Annotated in this window: 15 protein-coding genes and 1 pseudogene; 5 read left to right on the plus strand and 11 right to left on the minus strand. The window is 68.8% G+C overall.

What is annotated here, in order from left to right; translation table 11 throughout:
• Positions 1–13: 13 nt before the first annotated feature.
• The 6 genes from ACFXIV_RS28110 to ACFXIV_RS28135 all read right to left on the minus strand — a co-directional run bounded on the left by ACFXIV_RS28110 (position 14) and on the right by ACFXIV_RS28135 (position 5,128).
• Positions 14–556 carry a YaeQ family protein gene (locus ACFXIV_RS28110; RefSeq protein ID WP_379399200.1) on the minus strand — a complete coding sequence of 181 codons (543 nt, stop codon included), beginning with the start codon at positions 554–556 and terminating at the stop codon, positions 14–16.
• 212 nt (positions 557–768) lie between these two features.
• Positions 769–963, minus strand: a complete 195-nt coding sequence (locus ACFXIV_RS28115; RefSeq protein WP_379399201.1) for a hypothetical protein — start codon at positions 961–963, stop codon at positions 769–771.
• Between the two features lie 63 nt (positions 964–1,026).
• Positions 1,027–1,530 carry a winged helix-turn-helix transcriptional regulator gene (locus ACFXIV_RS28120; protein WP_379399202.1) on the minus strand — a complete coding sequence of 168 codons (504 nt, stop codon included), beginning with the start codon at positions 1,528–1,530 and terminating at the stop codon, positions 1,027–1,029.
• Positions 1,527–3,779, minus strand: coding sequence for a molybdopterin-dependent oxidoreductase (locus tag ACFXIV_RS28125; protein WP_379399203.1), 2,253 nt, complete (start codon positions 3,777–3,779; stop codon positions 1,527–1,529). Before ACFXIV_RS28125 ends, ACFXIV_RS28120 begins: the two co-directional genes overlap by 4 nt.
• 64 nt (positions 3,780–3,843) lie before the next feature.
• Positions 3,844–4,488: a pentapeptide repeat-containing protein gene (locus tag ACFXIV_RS28130; protein WP_379399204.1), complete on the minus strand. Its 645-nt coding sequence runs from the start codon at positions 4,486–4,488 to the stop codon at positions 3,844–3,846.
• Between the two features lie 115 nt (positions 4,489–4,603).
• The gene (locus ACFXIV_RS28135; RefSeq protein ID WP_379399205.1) at positions 4,604–5,128 is read right to left on the minus strand and encodes a MarR family winged helix-turn-helix transcriptional regulator; all 525 of its coding nucleotides are present in this window, start codon (positions 5,126–5,128) and stop codon (positions 4,604–4,606) included.
• A gap of 85 nt (positions 5,129–5,213) precedes the next feature.
• On the opposite strand from ACFXIV_RS28135, the gene ACFXIV_RS28140 reads away from it, so the two are divergent.
• Positions 5,214–7,001 (plus strand): ABC transporter ATP-binding protein, encoded by a 1,788-nt coding sequence (locus tag ACFXIV_RS28140; RefSeq protein ID WP_379399206.1) that lies wholly within the window; start codon positions 5,214–5,216, stop codon positions 6,999–7,001.
• 56 nt (positions 7,002–7,057) lie between these two features.
• On the opposite strand, the gene ACFXIV_RS28145 is transcribed toward ACFXIV_RS28140, so the two are convergent.
• Positions 7,058–9,097: a CocE/NonD family hydrolase gene (locus tag ACFXIV_RS28145; RefSeq protein WP_379399256.1), complete on the minus strand. Its 2,040-nt coding sequence runs from the start codon at positions 9,095–9,097 to the stop codon at positions 7,058–7,060.
• A gap of 99 nt (positions 9,098–9,196) precedes the next feature.
• On the opposite strand from ACFXIV_RS28145, the gene ACFXIV_RS28150 reads away from it, so the two are divergent.
• Both ACFXIV_RS28150 and ACFXIV_RS28155 read left to right on the plus strand, forming a co-directional pair.
• A complete protein-coding gene (locus ACFXIV_RS28150; RefSeq protein ID WP_379399207.1) occupies positions 9,197–9,988 on the plus strand; it encodes an SDR family NAD(P)-dependent oxidoreductase in 792 nt (263 codons plus the stop codon).
• Between the two features lie 167 nt (positions 9,989–10,155).
• On the plus strand, positions 10,156–10,938 hold the full coding sequence (locus ACFXIV_RS28155) for a VOC family protein (protein WP_379389007.1): 783 nt from the start codon (positions 10,156–10,158) through the stop codon (positions 10,936–10,938).
• 52 nt (positions 10,939–10,990) lie between these two features.
• Here the strand turns inward: ACFXIV_RS28155 and ACFXIV_RS28160 are convergent, their stop codons facing one another.
• On the minus strand, positions 10,991–12,130 hold the full coding sequence (locus tag ACFXIV_RS28160; protein WP_379399208.1) for a lipase family protein: 1,140 nt from the start codon (positions 12,128–12,130) through the stop codon (positions 10,991–10,993).
• Between the two features lie 119 nt (positions 12,131–12,249).
• Between ACFXIV_RS28160 and ACFXIV_RS28165 the strand changes: the two genes are divergently transcribed.
• Complete coding sequence (locus tag ACFXIV_RS28165; RefSeq protein WP_379399209.1) at positions 12,250–12,888, plus strand: TetR family transcriptional regulator; 639 nt, start codon at positions 12,250–12,252, stop codon at positions 12,886–12,888.
• 3 nt (positions 12,889–12,891) lie between these two features.
• Here ACFXIV_RS28165 and car read toward each other — a convergent pair whose 3' ends face one another.
• From car to ACFXIV_RS28180, 3 genes and pseudogenes are all read right to left on the minus strand, one after another.
• A complete protein-coding gene (car, locus tag ACFXIV_RS28170) occupies positions 12,892–16,422 on the minus strand; it encodes a carboxylic acid reductase (RefSeq protein WP_379399210.1) in 3,531 nt (1,176 codons plus the stop codon).
• Positions 16,423–16,673: 251 nt separating this feature from the next.
• Positions 16,674–16,922 (minus strand): annotated as a pseudogene (locus tag ACFXIV_RS28175) (alpha/beta hydrolase); the annotation flags it as partial.
• A gap of 74 nt (positions 16,923–16,996) precedes the next feature.
• Complete coding sequence (locus ACFXIV_RS28180; RefSeq protein ID WP_379399211.1) at positions 16,997–18,064, minus strand: hypothetical protein; 1,068 nt, start codon at positions 18,062–18,064, stop codon at positions 16,997–16,999.
• A gap of 183 nt (positions 18,065–18,247) precedes the next feature.
• On the opposite strand from ACFXIV_RS28180, the gene ACFXIV_RS28185 reads away from it, so the two are divergent.
• Positions 18,248–19,552: an MFS transporter gene (locus tag ACFXIV_RS28185; protein ID WP_379399212.1), complete on the plus strand. Its 1,305-nt coding sequence runs from the start codon at positions 18,248–18,250 to the stop codon at positions 19,550–19,552.
• The last annotated feature ends 130 nt before the right edge of the window (positions 19,553–19,682 follow it).

The raw sequence follows: 19,682 nt of genomic DNA on the forward strand, positions 1-19,682 counted from the left end.
CTGTCGGCAGGGGTTAGGCGAGGGAGTGTTCTTCGATGGGGGTCGAGAGGGAGGTGCCGTTCAGGTCCAGGTAGAGGTGGCGGTCCGTGACCGAGAGCGTGAGGGTGTTGCGGCGGTCGAGGAGGGCGGTGGCGGCGTCGATGAAGGATCGGTCGAAGGCGTAGAGGGGGATCTGGTCGGCCTGGTGGATGCGTTTGCCGGCGAGTTGGGCGAGGACTTTTGCGGGGTCCCGGTGGGTGTAGATGGCTACGCGGTCGGCCAGTTTGCTGGCGCGGTGGATGCGGTCGGCGTCCGGGGCGCCCACGTCGATCCAGGTGGTGAGGCGACCGGTGAGGTCGCGGATGAGGACCGGCGGCTCATCGGTGGAAGAGACCCCACCATCACTGAACGCAATTCCCTCTTCATACTCCAAGCAGTAGGCCAGGATCCGAGTCAACATGTACTCACCGGTCTCGGAAGGATGCCGCGCAACCCGCAACTCCAACTCCTCGTAGACCCCCCGATCCACATCAGCCAAGTGCACATTCACGTTGTAGAGAGTCGCGTTCAGGGCCATAGTCCCTGCAGCCTAAAGCCCACCCCACCCCCGCCGACAACCGGTTCAGACTCCACCCCCGCCAAACCAACAGCGCGGACCCCACCCACAGCACACGAGCAGCCGGGTGTCATGCAACCCGGGGACCCCACCTCGAGCAACTGGAAACGATGGAGCTGGCGACCAACTCCCCAACGTGATGTCTCTGATTGACCCGAGCGGTGCCCGAAGGATCAATCCTCTTGGGCGCGATCCACCCGCACCGCCCGCGATACGGCGAATCCTTGCAACCGCTGCATCAACTCCACGTCATCGTCATCGGAGAACTGATTCATATTCCCGTGCAGCAGCGAACCCGAAAGAGACCGCACCGCAGCATCGACATCAGCGATGCCACAGCTGTCGAGTGTCTCCCCCGTGATTCCCATGCACTAATTCTACCGCACCCCCATTATCCATTAGTAGCGAATTTCATTCTGATACAAGGCTTTTCAATCCACAACACCAAAACGACCGGTCGCTAACGCCGCATTCCGAAGCCGAGCCGGAAACCCCGGCCCCAGCCGAGCGGAAATATCCTCGTGCCGCAACGGCTCCCGGCAGTGCGAGCACACCACCTCGGCGTGCGTATCGTGGTCACACGCCGTGTGATGCAGAACCACCGGTTCCCCGGATTCCGGAGCCAGGTACCGATCCCCCCAGGCCATCATGGCCGCGATGACGGGAAAGAAATCGCGCCCCTGATCGGTCAGCCGGTATTCGTAGCGAACCGGCCGCTCCTGATACGGAACCTTGGTCAGCAGTCCCGCATCCACCAATCGGTTCAAACGCTGGGTGAGGATATTGCGGCTGAGGCCGAGGGTGGATTCGAAATCGTCGAAACGCTTGGCACCGTAGAAAGCTTCGCGGAGGATGAGCGGCGTCCACCAGTCGCCCAGCAGGTCGACGGTGCGGGCGACGGTGCACGGCCAGTTCGCGAAACTCGTTCGTTTCATGCGGTCACGGTATCCAGGCGGGCGGGGACGTACTTGTGCCAGGGGGTGCCGACCCATTCGTCACGGTCGTCGAAGGAGGTCAGCTCGTTCGGGGCGGTGCCGGTGGTGACCGAGGTGCCGTCCGGGGCGGCGACCGAGAGGCCGAAACCGTTCGGCAGCGACAGGTGGCCCCGGCGCATACGGTCGGTGGGCTCGACCGGGACCTGCGCGGTGCCGCGCCGGGTCGTCACCTGGACCAGGTCGCCCGCGGTCAGTCCGAGCCGCTCGGCATCGCCGGTGCTGATGCGCAGGGTGCCCGCCGCATCACGCTTGCGCCAGGCCGGGTCGCGGAAGATGGTGTTGGCCGTGAAGGCCCGGCGCTCACCCGCCGAGAGGATGAACGGCCAGTCCGCGCTGTCGTCCTCGGTCGGCACGGGCAGGGTGGCGATCACCTCCAGCAGCTCCGGAATCTCCAGCCGGATCACCTTGTCGCGCACCCGGTTCCAGGTCTCCGTGTAATCGTCCTCGGAGATCACGATGCCGTGCTTGCCCGTCAGGATCGCCTCGAACAGCCGCTCCCCAGCCTCCAGACCTGTTCCGTACCCGGCACGTTCGACGCTGGCCGGGAACTTGCGCACCATGTTGTAGGCCGCCGCCCACAGCAGTGCCGCCGAGGCCGCACCGTCGGGCAGCGTCTCCCCCAGCGTCCGATACAGCAGCACGGGAGCGAGTTTCGACCGCGCCGGATCGCCGAGGATCCCCAGGAAGGCCATGGCGAACGCCTCCCGCCCCTGCGCGAGCGCGGCCCGCAGCGGCGCGTAGTCCGCCTCGCTCACCACACCTGCGGCCTCGACCAGACGGGCATGGATCTCGGGCTCTGGCAGCACGCCTTCCGGCGCGGGCAGCACCGGGTGCCGCAGGTGGAAGATATTGCGCGGGAAGTCGAAGTTGAAGAACGTGGCCTCGTACTTCTCGAACTGGGTGGGCGCGGGCAGCACATAGTCGGCCAGGCGCGCGGTCTCGGTCATGGCGACGTCGATGACCACCACCAGTTCCAGCGCCGCCAGTGCCTCGCGCATGCGGGCCGAATCCGCCAGGGAGTGCGCCGGATTCGCGCTCTCGATGAACATGGCGCGGTAACGCGCCGGGTGGTCGGTGAGGATCTCCTCGCTGATCACATTGCACGGCACCAGACCGCTCACGATCTGTGCGCCGGCCACCGGGCTCTTGGGGCCCTCGCCCGCCGGATGCCCCCGGTCGTGGCCGAGATTGCTCAGGCCGGTGAAAGCGTATTGGGTGCCCGGCTTTCCGACATTGCCGGTGAGCAGCCAGACCAGCTTCTCGACATAGCTGACCACCGTCGAGTACCGGTTCATCTGCACGCCGAGGTCCTCGAGCGCGGCGACCGAGTCCGCGCGGGCCAGCCGGTGCGTCGCGGCGGTCACCAGGTCCAGATCGACATCGGCGATGGCGCAGTACTTTTCGATCGGGACAGCCCGCAGCACCGGCAGCACCGCGTCCAGGCCGCTGGTGTGCTCGGCCAGCCATTCCTCGTCGATCAGGTTGTCGCGCACCAGGATCGCGGCCATCGCCGTCAGCAGGTATACGTCGGTCCCCGGCCGCAGCTGCAGGTGGAAATCCGCCAGCTCGGCGGTCTCGGTGCGCACCGGGTCGAGCACGATCATCGACCGCGCCGGATCCTTGGCGATCTCCTTCAGCACCGTGCGCGCCCGCGGAAACCCGTGCGACTGATACGGATTCTTGCCGATGAAGAACGCCACCTCGGCATGCTCGACATCCGCGCGCATCGGGTAGCCGGTCATCCGTGCGCCCACCCAGAAGTCACCGGTCTTCTCCTGCGCCAGCGCGCTCGACCGGTACTTCATGCCGAACGCGGCCATGGTCGCCGGGGCGTACGCGCCGCCCAGGTGATTGCCCTGCCCGCCGCCGCCGTAATAGAAGATCGACTCACCGCCGAAGTGGTGCCCGACCTCCAGCAGCTTGGCCGACACCTCGGAAATCGCGGTCTCCCAATCGATTTCCTCGAAGCTGCCGTCCGCACGCCGCCGCAGCGGCGAGGTCAGCCGGCCGGTGTGCCCGTTCTGATAGCGGTCCAGCTGCAGGGCCTTGTTGCAGGTGTAGCCCTCCGACGCCGGATGCAGCTTGTCGCCGCGGATCTTCTCGAAGGACCGGCCGTCCGGCCCGAGCAGCACCTGGATGCCGCAGTTGCACTCGCACAGGATGCACGCCGTAGGCCGCCACTCCGTCATGTGAGGAGCGTAACTCGAGTCAGTTCACTAGCGCTACTAACTGGAGGTCCTTGGCCGCTTTCGTCTACAGGTCCTTGACCAGGATTCCGAAGGAGTGGGCGAAGACCGGGGCCAGCTCGAGCAGCTGCATATTGGTGACCAGTGCACCCGACAGCGACTCGACCCCACTGGAGATGCCGATCGACCGGGCCTCACGCAGGTCGACCTTCTTCAGCTTGGCATTGCGCAGCGACAGCCCCGAGATCTCCGAGCCGGGGAAGGTCACCGAGGTCAGCTTCGCCTCGCTGATATCCACGTCCCGCAGCACACAATCCACGAACGAGACATCGGTGAGCACCGCACCACGCAGATTCACCGAATCGAACTTGCAGTTGTGGAAACTCACCCGCCGCAGCGCCGACCCGAACGCCTCCACCCCCGACATGGCCGCGAGCACGAATTCCGCATCCATCCAATTGGTTTCGGACAGATCGGTCCGAATCCAGCGGGTACTGCCCAGCCAGACATCGTTGAACCGCGAATACCGGAAGAAACCGCCGGTCACCGTGGTGGCCGAGATGGCGCACTCGGTGAAGGTCACGCCGCGCAGCTGCGGGTCGTCGAGTGAGAGGCCGTCGAAATGGGCACAGTCGTAGGCGCCCTCATCGAGCAGCGTCTCCTGCGGTTCCAGGAAACGCGCGAAAGGCAGGTCGGCCAGCTCCCGTGGCATATCGGTTCCTTACCGGGTCGAGGTGAAGATCGGATCGACACAACGCTCCCGACCGTACTCGAGGCTCACGACAGCCCGGCCACCCATCCGCGCGACCATCCTGACCTTCGGCCTGCTACTCCGGGCCGTTTCGCGGGGTCAGCGCGGCATTCGGCGGTGTGCAGGCGTCGGCCGCCAAGGTGGCGAGGAGCTCGCGCAGAGTGTGACGCTGGCCGGGCGAGAGGGCGGCGAAGATCTCTTCGGCGGCGTCACGGCGAGCGTCGGACATCCGAGCCAGTACCCGGCGGCCCGCCGCGGTCGGGGTCACCAGGGTGGCGCGGCGGTTGGCCGGATCCGGTTCGCGGGCAACCAGTCCGGCGGCGACCAGCGCGTCGACGACGGTCGTGGCCGAGCGCGGCACGATGCCGAGGTGCTCTGCGAGGGCGGACATGCGCAGCGGTTCGTCGCCGTGCTCGTCGGCGCGGCCGATGATGCGCAGCGCGCGGGCCTGGGCCGGGGTGAGGCCGAGCGGGGACAGCCGCGCCGACTGCGTGCGGCGCAGCCGTTTGGTCGTGCGCAGGAAGAGTTCGGCGAGGTCATCGTCGGGAGCGACACGCATCTCGCCCGTCGCGCGCGGCTCGTCCGCAGGGCTGCTCGACATGATCCAGAGCATAACTCATTGTCCCCGGAACAATTATGATCCAAACTCAGTTATAGCGCGTGACTCCCTGCGAAAGGAGGCGCTGATGGCCTCACAACCTGAACTTCGCCGGATCGTCCGGCTCTTTCATCCATATCGCGGGCGCTTGGCCCTGGTCGCGGCCCTGGTGGGTTTGGCCTCGCTGGCCGGTCTGGCTTCCCCGTTCCTGCTGCGCGGCATCATCGACGACGCCCTGCCGCACGGTCGCACCGGACTGCTGACCCTGCTCGCCGTGGGCATGATCGCGGTCGCCGCGCTGAACAGTGTGTTCGGCGTCTTCCAGACCTATATCTCGACCGCGGTCGGCCAGGACGTCATGCACGATCTGCGGTCGGCCGTCTACGCACGGCTGCAGTCCATGCCGCTGTCCTTCTTCACCACCACCCGCACCGGCGAGGTGCAGTCGCGAATCGCCAATGACATCGGCGGCATGCAGTCCACGGTCACCTCGACCATCACCTCGCTGGTCTCCAACTTCACCTCCGTCGTCGCGGCGGTCATCGCCATGTTCGCGCTGGACTGGCGACTCACTCTGGTCTCGCTGGTCATGCTGCCGCTGTTCGTGTGGATCAGCCGCCGGGTCGGCTCCGAGCGCCGGCGCATCACCGCAGAGAAGCAGCGCAAGCTGGCGGGCATGTCGGCGATCGTGGAGGAATCGCTGTCGGTGAGCGGAATCCTGTTGTCGCGCACCATGGGTCGCTCACCCGCGCTGGTCGAGGACTTCACCCGGGAATCGCGGGGGCTGGTGGATCTGGAGATCCGCTCCAGCATGGCCGGGCGGTGGCGGCAGTCGACCATCTCGATCGTGATGGCGGCCATGCCGGCGGTCATCTACTGGGCGGCGGGCATGACCGTGGCCCAGGGGCGTCCGCTGGTGTCGATCGGCACGCTGGTCGCGTTCACCACGCTGCAGAGCGGCCTGCTGCGGCCGACCGTCATGCTGCTGTCGACCGGCGTCGATATTCAGAGCTCGCTGGCGCTGTTCGGGCGGATCTTCGAATACCTGGATCTGCGACCGGACATCGAGGAGCCCGAGCAGCCCACGCCCCTGCCGGAGCAGGTGACGGGCGCGGTGCGGTTCGAGCGCGTGGGGTTCGCCTACGACGCGGATCGGAACGTGCTGAGCGACGTCGATATCGAGGTGCCCGCCGGGTCGAGTCTGGCGATCGTCGGCGAAACCGGCTCGGGGAAGACGACTCTCGGGTATCTGGTGGCGCGGCTGTACGACGTGACGTCCGGCCGGGTCACCGTCGACGGCGTGGATGTGCGGGAGCTGTCCTTCGCCGACCTGTCCGCGGCGGTGGGCGTGGTGTCACAGGAGACCTACCTGTTCCACTCCTCGGTCGCCGACAACCTGCGCTTCGCGAAACCCGATGCGACAGAGGCGGAATTGCATGCCGCGGCCCGGGCCGCGCAGATCCACGACCACATCATGAGCCTGCCCGACGGGTACGACACCCTGGTCGGCGAGCGCGGCTACCGCTTCTCCGGCGGGGAGAAGCAGCGGCTGGCGGTGGCGCGGGCCATCCTGCGGAATCCGCCCATCATGGTGCTCGACGAGGCGACCAGCGCGCTGGACACCAGGACCGAGCGCGAGGTGCAGGCGGCGATCGACGCGCTGTCCGCCAATCGCACCACCATCACGATCGCGCACCGGCTGTCCACGATCCGCGACGCCGATCAGATCGGCGTGCTCGATCGGGGTCGCGTGGTGGAACGCGGTACGCACCGGGAACTGGTGGAGCGCAATGGTTTCTACGCCGACCTGCTGGCCCGCGACACCTTCGACGATGTCATGGCCGAGGCCGACGTGGTCGGCGCGCTCGAATCCTGAATCCGGACAGCAGAAAGCCCTGCCGTCCACGCTGACAACAGGGCCTCTTTCTCTCCCTACCAGCCGATATTTCCGCCGAGAGGGACGTTCACCCAGCTGGGCGCGTTCGGGTCGAGGTCGATGTGCTGGGGCAGCAGCTCGCTCTCGTTCAACAGCGGGCGCAGCGGCAGGCCGCGCGGGAAGTTGAACGCGAAGACGTCGATGCGCAGGCGGTGGCCCGGCTGCAGGACCGCGTCGGTGGCGGTCAGGCCCAGATCGACGGTGGTGGGCTGACCGGGCACGAGCGGCTCGCGATCGGCCAGGGTGAGGACCGGGTACGGGTCGGTGTAATCGCCGTTGGCCGAGCGGGTCGCCTTGTCCTCGTCCACCTTTCGCAGCGACGCGGTCAGCTGGCCGGAGGTCAGCACCGTGGACCTGCCGTCGGGCGCGACATCGTTGAGCGTCGCGGTCCAGTAGCCGTCGGTGGCGTCGAGCACCGTGTTGAGGTGCACGTTCACCGGCCCGGAGACGAGGGTCGCGTCGGCCACCGGTTGGCTGGTGAAGGTGAGGCCGTTGAGTTCCATCGGCCGCGCGTCCTTGGCGCAGGCGTCGAGGACGGCCGTGACGCCCGCGGTGATCTGCGCCGAATCGCGCGAGCACAGGCTGTTGATGCCGGGCGCGACGGTGAGCCGCTCCGGCCCCGCCGGATCGGCGACCAGGCTGCCGTCGTGCACGCTCATCGGAGCGGTGCCGCTGGGCGCGCCGGACAGGTACAGGCGGCGGTAATCGACGTCGCTGCGCGGGAATTGGTCCGTCGTGGTCCAGGCGCCGCCCTGCTGGAACAGCGTCACCGGGCCGTAGCCGTCGATGCCGTTGTCGATGCCCTTGAGCCACCTGTCGAACCAGGCTCGCTCGAGCACGTCCAGGCGCGGCGGGGCCCCGGGTGTGCCGAAGCCGCTGCCGGGATCGGCGTGGTAGGTGTCGCCCATGATCAGCTGTTTCTGCCCGGGCGGCAAGGGAATCGCATCGTAGATGCGGGGTTCGGAGTAGGTGAAGATGTCGTGCCAGCCGCCGTAGACAATGGTCGGCACCCGCACCCGTTCCGGATGCCCGAGCCAGGCGGTGCGCAGGCTGCTGTCGGGTTCCAGGATGCTCTTCAGGTTGTCCGGGATCTCCGGGATGGACTGCACGGTCAGCGCCTGAATGATGTAGTCGAAAAAGGTGAACGGGCTCTGCAGGCGGTCGGCCAGCCATTTCCAGTCGAAGGCGCCGGAGAAGATCGAGGTCAGATCCGGGAGGAGTTTGAGGCTGTCCACGCCCAGCAACCACGGTGGGATGAAACCGAATCCGAGCGCGCCGCCGGTGGCGAGCACATCGCGCACCAGGTCACTGCCGGGCTCGACCGGGAAGATGGCCTTCAGCGCGTCCGGCTGGCGTTCGGCGGCCTGCACCTGGTTGATCGCCGAGTACGAGATGCCCGACATCCCGACCTTGCCGTCCGACCACGGCTGCTGGGCCGCCCAGTTGATCACCTCGACGCTGTCGAGCTGCTCACGCTCCTGGAAGACCTGCCAGACGCCCTCGGAGAAGCCGGTGCCGCGCACATCGGCCACGACCTGGGTGTAGCCGGACTGGACCAGCTTCCGGTCGGCGGTGAAGACGCGGGCCGCGCCGCCGGGCACCACCTTCACCAGATCGGAGAGACCGCCCAGGCCGACGCCGGACAGGTCGAAGCCCTGCAGGAAGTTCGACAGCACATCCGACAGGCCGGGAATCGACAGCGCCGAATCCGCGATCATGGACACGAGTTTCGTGTACGGGGTGAGGTTGACGACCGTCGGCAGCGGGGTGTCGACGATGTGGCCGTCGGCGTCCATGGGCCGATACACATTGGCCTTCAGGACGGTGCCGTCGCTCATGGTGATCGGGACATCCCAATCGATGTGCACGCCAGGATATTTCGCCGGCCCGTCCTCGGTCGCGGTCCAGGCCGCGCCCAGCGATCCGGCGTCCGGGGTGGCGGTGGCCAGCGGCCGGACCAGCACCCCGACGGTGACTGCGGTGGCGAACAGGGCGAACGCGCCCAGCGTTCGTCCCCTGATCTTGGTGAATTTCATCCCGACCCCGTGGTTGAGGAACCTCTGCGTACCCAACGGTCGGACTGTAATGGCCGACACTCTCGACCGCAATCGTGGCGGGTGTCATATGTTGATCAGGTGAGTACAGCAGCAGGCGAATTGGCGGGACGCGTCGCACTCGTGACCGGCGGCGGGCGCGGTATCGGGCGCGCCATCAGCCATGCGCTGGCCGCCCGCGGCGCCATGGTCGCGGTCAACTGGGTGCGCCATGAGCAATCGGCGAAAGACACTGTGGCCGAACTGCATTCCCTGGGAGCCACCGCCCTCGCCGTGCACGCCCCGGTCGACGATCCGGTGGCCGTGACCGCCATGGTCGACCGCGTGACGGGCGAACTCGGCCCGATCAGCATCCTCGTCCACAATGGCGGCGTCGCCAGCCGTGGCCGCCTGGTCTCCGACACCGACCCGGCGGAGGTCGAGCGACTGCTGCGCATTCAGGCCATCGGCCCGCACCACCTCACCAAGCTCGTCCTCCCCGGCATGCGCACCTGCGAACGCGGCGACATCATCATGATCAGCAGCGTCGCCGCCCACGCGCTCGGTGCGGCCGGCGCCCCCTACAACATGGCCAAGGCCGCCCTCGAAGCCCTCGCCCACACCCTCGCAAAAGAGGAATCCCCCAACGGAATCCACGTCAATATCGTGGCCCCCGGCCTGGTCGCCTCCGACATGGGCGACCGCCTCACCGCGGCCATGTCCGGCGGCATCCACCGCCACGCCGCCGACCTCGACGCCACCTCCCCCTTCGGCCACGTCTGCCGCCCCGAAGAGGTCGCCGACGTCGTCGCCTTCCTCGTCTCCCCCGCCGCCGGCTATCTCACCGGCCAGCGCATCGTCATCGACGGCGGCGCCTACCCATACCGGCCGTGAACCCGGAATTGCCACTGGCCAGGTCGATACCCGGGTGCTCCCGGAATGTTCAACACAAGTTCGTGACCAGTCGGTATTCCGTGACCGGAATGCCGGGAAGCATGGTTAGCTGACCATGTGCCTGCCCTCCGACAGGCCGCAACCGACCGATGCTCGGGAGGATCCGTATGCCCACAACAGACAAGGTTTGGCCGCAAGGAACTCCGTGTTGGGTCGACTGTTCCGTCGACGATCCCGCCGCTGCGCGGGACTTCTACGCCCAGCTGCTCGGCTGGGACGTGCTCGACAGTCCGCCCGAGGCGGGCGGGTATCTGATGGCGATGCTCAACGGCAAGCCCGCCGCGGGCATCGGGCCCAAGATGGGTGAGGCCGCCATGCCCTCGGTGTGGACCACCTACTTCGCCGCCGAGAATGCCGATGCGGTCGCGGGCGCGGTCACGGCGGCCGGCGGCTCGGTGTTCATGCCGCCCTTCGACGTGATGGACGTCGGGCGCATGTTCGTCGGCGCGGACCCGGGGGGCGCGGTGTTCGGCGTATGGGAAGCCAAGGCGCACACCGGCGCCGGGATCTTCAACGAGCCCGGTGCGTACTGCTGGAACGACCTGCACACCTCCGCCTACACACCGTCGCAGGAGTTCTACAAGCAGGTCTTCGGCTGGTCCTTCGACGAGATCGGCAGCGAGCAGATGCCGTACTCCACCTTCGCCGGCGCGGACGGCCGCCCGATGGGTGGCGCGGCCGACAGCACCGGCCAGCCCGGCGACGGCCCCAACTACTGGCTGACCTGGTTCCAGGTCGCGGGCGCGGACGCCGCGCTGGACAAGGCCAAGGAGCTCGGCGCGACCGTACTGATGGGCCCGTCGGACAGCCCCTTCGGGCGCATGGGCATCGTGTCGGGCCCGCAGGGCGAGGTCTTCGGTCTGATCGACACCACCGTCACCATCGGCTGATCCATCGGTCGACGCCAAGGCCGAGTGGCTCTGTGCCACTCGGCCTTTCGCGTCAGGAGAACAGTCGCGCCACGAACGGCACGCTGTCGGCCAGTGAGGCGAGCATGGCGCCGCTGTGGTCCTTCCCCGCGTAGACGTGCACCTCGGGATGCGTTCCGGCTGCGGCCATGTCGGCGACCAGCTTGGCCGTGAGCGGTGCGGGGACATCGGTGTCATTGGTGCCCTGCCCGATGAACAGCGGCCGGTCGTAGCCGGTCAGCGGGACATCCATGACCGACCGCGCGGTCGGCACGAAATCGCCGTCCGCCAGCGGCCGCGACACCAGCTGGTTCAGCGACACACCGGTGGCGCGCTCGGCCATCGGGGCAAAGCACAGGGTCTGGGCGTCGGTCACCAGCTGCTTGCCCAGCGGGGTCAGGTAGCTGTCGAGGTCGAAGTCCGGGCGGGCCGCCTTCAGGCCGTTGAACACGTAGGTGGTGTAGGCGGTGATGTGCGAGGACCCGATGGGCGGGGTGTTCGGCCCGATCAGGGTCGCGGCGTCGACGATATTGGAGGCCGGGCCGGTTGCCACCGCGCCGCGGTAATCCAGTTCGGGCGCATAGCGTGTCGCGAGCGAGGCGGTGAAAACCGCGGCGCCGCCGCCCTGCGACTGCCCGATCGCCACCCACTTCGGGGCCAGCGAGTCGTCCACGGCGCGGGCGGCGCGCACCATGTCGATGGCGGCGTGCGCCTCGGCGCGGCCGTCGAGGTAGGCGTGCACGCCGGGGGTGCCCAGGCCGATGTAGTCGGTGGCGACGATGGCGTAGCCCTGCTTCATCCAGGTGGCGAGGAACCCCATGTCGCGGTCGGAGCGACCGGCCACCGAGGGCGCGCAGTCGTCGCCGATGCCGACGGTGCCGTGCTCCCAGGACAGCACCGGCCAGCCGCCGGGCGGCGGGGTGCCCGCCGGGGTGAAGACCACGCCGGTGGACAGCGCGGGCTGATCGGAGGAATTGCGTGTCCAGTAGGTGAGCTTGCGGGCCGAGCCGGTGCCGTCGATCCAGAGGTCCTGCGCCAGCGCGTCATTGCCGACGACGGCGCCCGGGGCCGTGCCCTCGGCCCGGACAGGCGGGTCGGCCTGGGCGGTGGCGGCGAGTGGCCCGGTGGCCAGCACGGCCGCCGAGACCAGGGTGATCACGGTGCGTCGCGTCATCGGAGGAGTCCTCTCGTATCGTCTCGGTTTGGTGTCACAGTGAGACACTTCGGTCAGACTATCCTGAGAAGTGTCACTTTGAGACACCAGGGTGGACGTCGGCGACACGAGAGGGCGGGATGACGGCACCGACCGGGTTGCGGGAACGCGAGAAGGCCAGGGTGCGGCGCGAATTGATCGACGCGGCGCTGCTGCTGTTCGAGCGCCGCGGCTTCGAGCAGACCACCGTGCAGGAGATCGCCGATGCCGCCCAGGTCTCGCGGCGCACCTTCCACCGCCACTTCCCCGCCAAGGCGGCCGTGGTCTTCAGCCACGAGGAGGACGTCATGTCCTATCTGCTGGCTGCCCTGGACCGCCGCCCGCCGCACGAGGCAGTCTTCGTCGCGCTGCGGGCCGCGCTGCGCGAGTTCCTGCTCGACGATGCCGAGGCCGAGCTGCGGCGCCGCCAGGCCGACACCGCCCGGCGGGCGCGGCTGGTACTGATCACCAATCCGCAACTGCGCCAGGAGAATTTCACCGGCACGTTCGGCCGCCGGGACGCGCTGGCCCGGAGTTTCGCCCGCCGCGGCGGACTGGCCGAGGACGATCTGCGGGCGAAACTCGCCGCCGCGACCTGCTTCGCGGCGTTCGGGGTGGGGCTCGACGACTGGGTGGCGAGCCCCGATCCGTCCCTCGCCCGCCTCTACGAGATCCTCGACGGCACCGTCGCCGCGCTGCAACACGGTCTCGAGATCCCCGCGGCGGCGGGCGACGACTGAGGGCTACAGCAGACCACGCAGCCTCAGGTCCGTCACGTACTTGTCGATGAGTTCCCTTGTCAGGTGCGGGATGTCGCCGTTCGGGCCGAGTTTCGCCTGCTGCACGGCCGTCTGGAAGCGCTTGGCCGGGAGCGCCGCGCCCGCGATGGGCAGGCCGGGGCGGCGGTAGGCGTGCAGGAGCGGCAGCACCGAGTGGGTGCGCTGCTGCTCCGGCAGGGCCCGCAGGGCGGTCTCGAAACGGCCGACCCAGTCCGGGTAGGAGTCGATGCGATCGATGGGATGGCCGGATTCGATGAGCCAGTCCACGAATTCGTCGAGGGAGATGCCGTCGTCGTGGGGGTTGAGGACGTCGTAGGTCTCGAAACCGGCGGTGACGCGGGCGCCGAGAGCCGTGATGGCGGCGGCGGTGAAGTCCGCGGGCAGGCCGTCGTAGTGGGCCCGTCGCCGCCCGCCGTCGGAATCCAAGGCGTAGAACGACTTCGGGGCCAGACCGGTGGCGAGCACGCTGAGCAGCAGGCGGGTGAACATGTCGGGCAGGTTGAACTGCCCGGCGAACACGCTGTGCGCCAGGATCATGTCGGAGCGGAAGACCGCCACCGGCAGCCCGCACAGGTCGTGCGCCTCGCGCAGCAGCACCTCACCGGCCCACTTGCTGTTGCCGTAGCCGTTGGCGTACCCGTCGCCCACCGTGCGCACGGCGCTGATCTCACGGATGTCGCCGTCCTCGGTGAACACGGCGGGGTCGATCTGATCGGCGACACCGACCGTGGACAGGTAGGTGACCGGTTTGCGGGTCGCGGTGAGCGCCAGGCGGATCACCTCGGCGGTGCCGACCACATTGGGACCGAACAGCTGGTCGTAGGGCAGCACGTGATTGACCAGCGCGGCCGGGTGCACGATGAAGTCGACGGTCTCGGCGAGCTCCTGCCAGACCGCTTGGTCCAGACCGAGATTCGGTGCGCCGATGTCGCCGGCCAGCACGCGCAGGCGACGCCCGGCCAGCTCCCGGTAGAGCCGCAACAGCTCGGGATCGCCGCTGTCGAACACCTCGTCCAGCCGCCGGCGCGCCGATTCGGCGTCGCGGCCGCGAATGATGCAGACGAGGGTGCCGTCGGTGTCGTCCAGGCGCTGCAGCCATTCCAGGCACAGGAACCGGCCGAGGTAACCGTTGGCGCCGGTGAGCAGCACCGTACGCGGCGGCTGCGGCGCGAGCGGCAGACCGGGCGCGGCCGCCAGGGTCGCCGCGTCCACGAACTTGTCGAGGGTGAGGTCGGTGGCGCGAATCTCGCTGCCGCCGTGCACGGTCGACGCGGTGGGACGACCGCCGGCGCCGGACCGTTCGGCCTCGATGCGGGCGGCCAGCCCGGCCAGGTCGCTGGCGGGGCTGACGATGACGCCCACCGGCACCTCGACATCGAAGATCTCGCGCAGCAGCGTCGAGAACGACAGCGCCGACAGCGAATCCCCGCCCAGATCGGTGAAGTGCGCATCCGCCTGGGGCTCGCCGCCGCCGAGGACGGCGCGGGCGGCCCGGCACACCGTCTCGAGCACCGGCCGGTCGGCGGCCTCGCGGCGCAGCACGAGCAGCTCGTCCTCCTGCTGCCGCGCCCGCGCACGGTACAGCTCCTCGAGCCGCTCGCCGTAGCGCTGCCTGAGCTTGGGCCGCAACAGTTTTCCGATGCCGGACAGCAGGCCGTTGTCCTGGGTGAAGGGCTCGGTCTCGATCAGGAACTCGCGCGGGATCTCGTAGGACTCCAGCTCGGCGTCCTTGGCGATCTGCTGCATGGATTCGGTGATGGCCGCGGTCATCTCGGCGGGCTCGAGCGCGAGGGCGGCCGCCGAGGGCACGATGACGGCCAGCAGGTGCGAGCGCTCGCTGGACCCGTGCACGAAGATCTGGGCGATCAGCGGGCTGGTGGCGAAGACGGCCTCCAGCTTGGCCACGGCCACGAACTCGCCCTGCGACAGCTTGAGCACATTGTTGCGGCGGTCGACGTACACCAGATGGTCGGGCCGGACCTCGGCGACGATATCGCCGGTGCGGTAGTAGCCGTCCTCGTCAAAGATCTCGGCGGTCACCTCGGGACGCTTGAAATAGCCCGGGATCTGCTGCGTCGACTTCACCAGGAACTCGCCGCGCGGGTACGGCTTGTCGGTGGCGAAGTAGCCGAGCTCGGGCACATCGGCCAGCTTGTAGTCGATGACCGGCGGCCGGCGGATCTCATTGTCCATGAGCAGGCCGCCGCCGGCCTCGGTGGAGCCGTAGCCGTCGACGAGCGGCTGGCCCAGCACCGAGTTCATGAACTCCTTCATGTCCGCGGAGATGGGCGCGCTGCCGACCATGACCCGGAGCAGGCGGCCGCCCAGGAAGTCCTGCCGCAGTGCGGCTTTCGCGGCCTCGTCGGCCTCGGCGGGGGCCGCGCCCGCGGCGATGCGGCGCTGCACGTCGCTCTGATAGCGCTGGAACACCATGTCGCACACGCGCGGGACGAAGAACGCCTCGGTGGGGCGGGCCAGGCCGAAATCCTCGAACAGGGTCGACATGTCGCTGGCCGCCGCGAAATACGCGGTTCCGCCGCGGGCGAAGGTGCCGCTCAGCACCATCCGGCCGGCGACGTGACTCAAGGGCATATAGCAGAAATTGATGACCGGGGCCGGAATGACCGTGGGCCCCAACCACATACCGGTCGCCAGGCGCTGCGGGTAGATCGCGCCCTTGGGGGTCCCGGTGCTGCCGGAGGTGTAGATGAGCAGGGCGAGCTCGTCCTCGTCGGCGGGCACGTGCAGCGGCACCGCGGGCAGGTCCCGGCCCCGGTCCGCCACGGCTGCAAGCGATTCCAGGCTGATCGCGGCCTCCGACTCCGCGATGCGGCGCTGTGCGGCAGCGTAGGTCTCGGCGTGGTGGTCGTCGCCGGGTTCGAAGTCGAAGACCACGATCGATTCCACCGGCGTGCCGCCGAGCACGCAGTCGAGCGCGGGCGCGAGCAGCTCCAGGCTCACCGCCAGCGTCCGGGCGCCGGTCTCGGTGATGATCGAATGCCATTGTGCGGCAGGTGAACCCGATTGCAGCGGCACGCTCACCAGGCCCAGCCGGATGCCGGCCAGCTCCACGGCGGTGAAGTCGCCGCTGGCGAAGCCCAGGATGCACAGGAAGTCCCCCGCGCGCAGGGGGTGTCGCGGGTCCGCGTGCCAGGCGGCCGCGATATCCCCGGAACGCACCCACAGCTCGCCATAGCTCGTGGTGCGGTACGCGGGCAGCAGCCGCCGGGTGCGCCGCCCGTCGGCGCCGACCACGATCTCGGTGGCCCGCTCGGCGATGGCGGGCCGGTCGGCGTATCCGCCGAAGAGCACCGCCGCCACACCGGCCAGCCCCTGCCCGGACTGCTGAGCCGCGGCCGCGACCTCGGGTAGCGGGACCAGCGCCCGCACCTGATCGTCGGCCATCAGTTCCTCGAACCGCTTCGCGATCTCGGCATGCGCGAGCCGATCCGCGAATCGCTGGGTAAGCTCCGCCCGAACGGCGTCCTCGACCATCAATGGCCTCCCTGGTCTCCGGCGATCACGACGCCACGAATTCGTTCGGACGTCGGGTTTTCTCCCCATCAATTAGCTTTGCTAACGTTTCCACCTTGGGGCGCTGGGAGGGGAAAGTCAAGAACTCCGCGGCGCACCCCCAATCCAGAATGCGCCGCGAATCCGCAGCGTGCTACCGGTAGCCGAGATCGGCCCCCGCGGCATCGATCAGGTCGGCGATGGCGACCGGCTGCGAGGCCGGCGAGGCGTGGCTCGGTGAGGTCATGACAGAAGCTGTCGTGGACCTTCTCCTGCGTGATCCAGAGATATCCGTCGGAGTCGGGGGCGAGGGCGTCGGCCGCGGCGGGCGGCAACTGCCCGGGGCTCTCCCCGGCATCCGGCGCGAAGGCGGCGACGTAGACCAGGCCCTCGACATTGGGCAGGTCACCGGCCTCGGTGATGACCGCGCCGGAGCCGGTCCCGGCCAGGAGTGGCTGCCGCTGAGCCTGGACCTGCTGCTGGTGGAGGTCACCGAGCCCCGCCCCGCTCTGCGCGGGGCCGGAATCGCCTGGCATCCAGCCGAATTGAAGGCCGATCAGACCAGGGCGTCGTCGGCGGGGCTGGGTTCGGCGGCGGGCCGGTCGGTGCGGAGCAGCAGCCCGCAGCCGAGGGCGGCCACCACCATGACGATCGCGCCGAGGATCGCCATGGCGTTCATACCCGAGGTGAAGGCGGCGCGGGCCGCCGAGAGGACGGCGTCCCCGCCGGGCAGGCCGGCACTGACACCGACTGCGCCGCCGAGGGTTTCGTGAATGGTGTGCGCGGCGGCCGGGGGCAGATCCGCGGGCAGGGCGCGATCGACCCTGCTGCCGTACACCGCCGCGCCGATGCTGCCGAGCACGGCGATGCCGAGCGCACCGCCGAATTCGCCGCCGGTCTCGAGCACCGCGGCGGCCGCGCCCGCCCGTTCCGGCGCCACCGCGCCGATGGCCAGATCGGTGACCAGGGTCATCACCACCACCAGTCCCGCACCCAGCAGGGCGGCCGCCAGCAGCACCAGCACCAGCGAGTGCACCCCGACCAGCGCCATCACCACGAAACCCGAAGCGGCGATGAGGAATCCGGCCGCCACCACCGGGCCCGGCCCCAGCTTCGGGGCCAGCGCCGCCGCCAGCGGGGCCGCGCCGCCCACCACCACGGCCGGGGCCAGGCTCCACAGCGCCGACACGAACGGGCTCATACCGAGCACCGACTGCAGGTACTGGGTCACGAACACCGCATTGCCGACGAGGGCGAACATGCCCAGCAGCTGCGCCGACACCGACACCGTGTAGGTGCGCCGGGTGAACAGCGCGGCGTCGAGCACCGAGTCCGGCACCCGCCGCTGCCGGATCACGAACACCGCGCCCACCGCCAGCCCGGCCAGCAGGATCACCAACCGCCACACCGTGAATCCATTGGCGGCCCATTCCTTGAGCCCGTAGATGATCGGCATGACCGCCGCCAGCGACAGCCCCGCGCTGATCCAGTCGAACCGTTCCGCCCGCGCCCCACGGAATTCCGGCAGCAGCGCCGGGGCCAGCACCAGCAGCAGCGGCAGGACGAGCACGGCGAGCGCGCTCCATTCCCGCCGGCCCGCGCGCCGGTGTTCTTCGCTGTTCATTGACTCGACGACTTTCGTTCCGGGAGAGGCGAACACCGCCAGCATCGCCGAATCCGCTGGCAGGGCCCTGGTATCGGAGTGCCAGCGGACTGACAGCGCGGCCGGTCAGCATGACGGGTCGAACTCCCGTCCCCGATGGGTCACACTCGAACGGCACTCAAACGACGATTCGCCCGAGGAACGATGCAGAACCTTCCCGACGACGCCGTGCGCGTCGAAACCCCCGCGCGCTACCGGATCTCGAACTCGGCGGCGTTCTGGCTGCTGTCGATCGCGCTGGGGCTGCTCCTGTTCGCGTCGGCGGCCCCGTCCCCGATGTATCCGGTGTATCAGCAGATGTGGCACTACTCGTCGCTGGTGTCGACGGGTGTCTATGCCGCGAATGCCATTGCGCTGCTGGTGACTCTGCTGTTCGCGGGCTCGCTGTCCGACCACATCGGGCGACGGCCGGTGCTGATCGCGGCGGTGCTGGTGGAGCTGGCCGGGACGCTGGCCTTCGCCGAAGCGCAGTCGGTGACTTGGCTTTTCACTGCCCGCATCGTGCAGGGCATCGCGACCGGACTGGCCACCGGTGCGATCACCGCCACACTCATCGATCTGCAGCCCGCGGAATCGCGGCTGGGCGCGCTCATGACGAATGTGGCGGCCGGTGGCGGGCTCGCGGTGGGCGCGATCAGTTCCGGGCTGCTGGTGGCCTACGCGCCCGCGCCGACCCGGCTGGTGTACTGGCTGCTCGCGGTGGCGTTCACCGTCATCGTGATCGGCGTGCTGCTGATTCCGGAGACGGTCGCGCCCGACGGGCGGGGCCTGGCGTCACTGAAGCCCAAAGTGTCTGTGCCGCAAGAGGTCCGGGTGGCCTTCCTCACCCTGGTGCCGTCCATCGCGGCCACGTGGGCGCTGGGCGGCCTCTATCTGGCGCTGGGCGGCGCGCTCATGAAGGTGCACTTCCACGTCGGCACACCGCTGGCCGGTGGCCTGGTGGTGGTCGCGTTGCAGGGCACCTCGGCGGTGACCGCACTGCTGGCACGCGACTGGACCATCGATCAGGCGCTGCTGCGCGGGCCGATCCTGCTCATGTCCGGGGTCTCGCTGGCGCTGCTGGGCGCGGCAACGGAATCGGTGTGGCTGTTCTTCGCGGCCAGTGTGGTGGCCGGGGTCGGCTTCGGGCCGTCGTTCTCGGGTGCGCTCCGCATGCTGACCGGTCTGTCACCGGCCGAGACCCGGGCGGAGGTGGTGACCGCGATCTATGTGGTCTCCTACCTGTCGCTCAGTGTGCCCGCGGTCATCGCGGGGCTGTGCGTGCAGCGGTTCGGCCTGGCCGCCACGACCTACGGCTACGGCCTGATCGTGATCGCGATGGAGGCGGTCGCCCTGGCCGGGTCGCTGCGCCACCGCAGTCCGCACACCGCGCTGGCCGGACATCTGTGCCCGGCGCCGTGCCCGGGCTCGGTCGCGCCGATGCCGCGGGTGGTGTCGGCGCACCCCTGACCGGCGATCGCGGCCGCGGCTTGTTAAGGTGGACAGGTGATTCCCACTCGGCAGGCATGGCGCCGGCTGCACTAGCAGCCCGATGAACCATGACCACGGGCTGTACGCGGCCCGTGCTTCCCGACCGGAA

It is taken from the genome of Nocardia sp. NPDC059236 (assembly GCF_042754085.1).
GTDB lineage: Bacteria > Actinomycetota > Actinomycetes > Mycobacteriales > Mycobacteriaceae > Nocardia.

What these genes read in the sequence shown, in the direction of transcription:
- ACFXIV_RS28165 (WP_379399209.1), top strand. Translation starts at nt 12,250, where the DNA reads ATGACGGCACCGACCGGGTTGCGGGAACGCGAGAAGGCCAGGGTGCGG.
- ACFXIV_RS28140 (WP_379399206.1), top strand. Translation starts at nt 5,214, where the DNA reads ATGGCCTCACAACCTGAACTTCGCCGGATCGTCCGGCTCTTTCATCCA.
- ACFXIV_RS28145 (WP_379399256.1), bottom strand. Translation starts at nt 9,097, where the DNA reads ATGAAATTCACCAAGATCAGGGGACGAACGCTGGGCGCGTTCGCCCTG.
- ACFXIV_RS28130 (WP_379399204.1), bottom strand. Translation starts at nt 4,488, where the DNA reads ATGCCACGGGAGCTGGCCGACCTGCCTTTCGCGCGTTTCCTGGAACCG.
- car (WP_379399210.1), bottom strand. Translation starts at nt 16,422, where the DNA reads ATGGTCGAGGACGCCGTTCGGGCGGAGCTTACCCAGCGATTCGCGGAT.
- ACFXIV_RS28180 (WP_379399211.1), bottom strand. Translation starts at nt 18,064, where the DNA reads ATGAACAGCGAAGAACACCGGCGCGCGGGCCGGCGGGAATGGAGCGCG.
- ACFXIV_RS28120 (WP_379399202.1), bottom strand. Translation starts at nt 1,530, where the DNA reads ATGAAACGAACGAGTTTCGCGAACTGGCCGTGCACCGTCGCCCGCACC.
- ACFXIV_RS28115 (WP_379399201.1), bottom strand. Translation starts at nt 963, where the DNA reads ATGGGAATCACGGGGGAGACACTCGACAGCTGTGGCATCGCTGATGTC.
- ACFXIV_RS28125 (WP_379399203.1), bottom strand. Translation starts at nt 3,779, where the DNA reads ATGACGGAGTGGCGGCCTACGGCGTGCATCCTGTGCGAGTGCAACTGC.
- ACFXIV_RS28160 (WP_379399208.1), bottom strand. Translation starts at nt 12,130, where the DNA reads ATGACGCGACGCACCGTGATCACCCTGGTCTCGGCGGCCGTGCTGGCC.
- ACFXIV_RS28185 (WP_379399212.1), top strand. Translation starts at nt 18,248, where the DNA reads ATGCAGAACCTTCCCGACGACGCCGTGCGCGTCGAAACCCCCGCGCGC.
- ACFXIV_RS28155 (WP_379389007.1), top strand. Translation starts at nt 10,156, where the DNA reads ATGCCCACAACAGACAAGGTTTGGCCGCAAGGAACTCCGTGTTGGGTC.
- ACFXIV_RS28135 (WP_379399205.1), bottom strand. Translation starts at nt 5,128, where the DNA reads ATGTCGAGCAGCCCTGCGGACGAGCCGCGCGCGACGGGCGAGATGCGT.
- ACFXIV_RS28110 (WP_379399200.1), bottom strand. Translation starts at nt 556, where the DNA reads ATGGCCCTGAACGCGACTCTCTACAACGTGAATGTGCACTTGGCTGAT.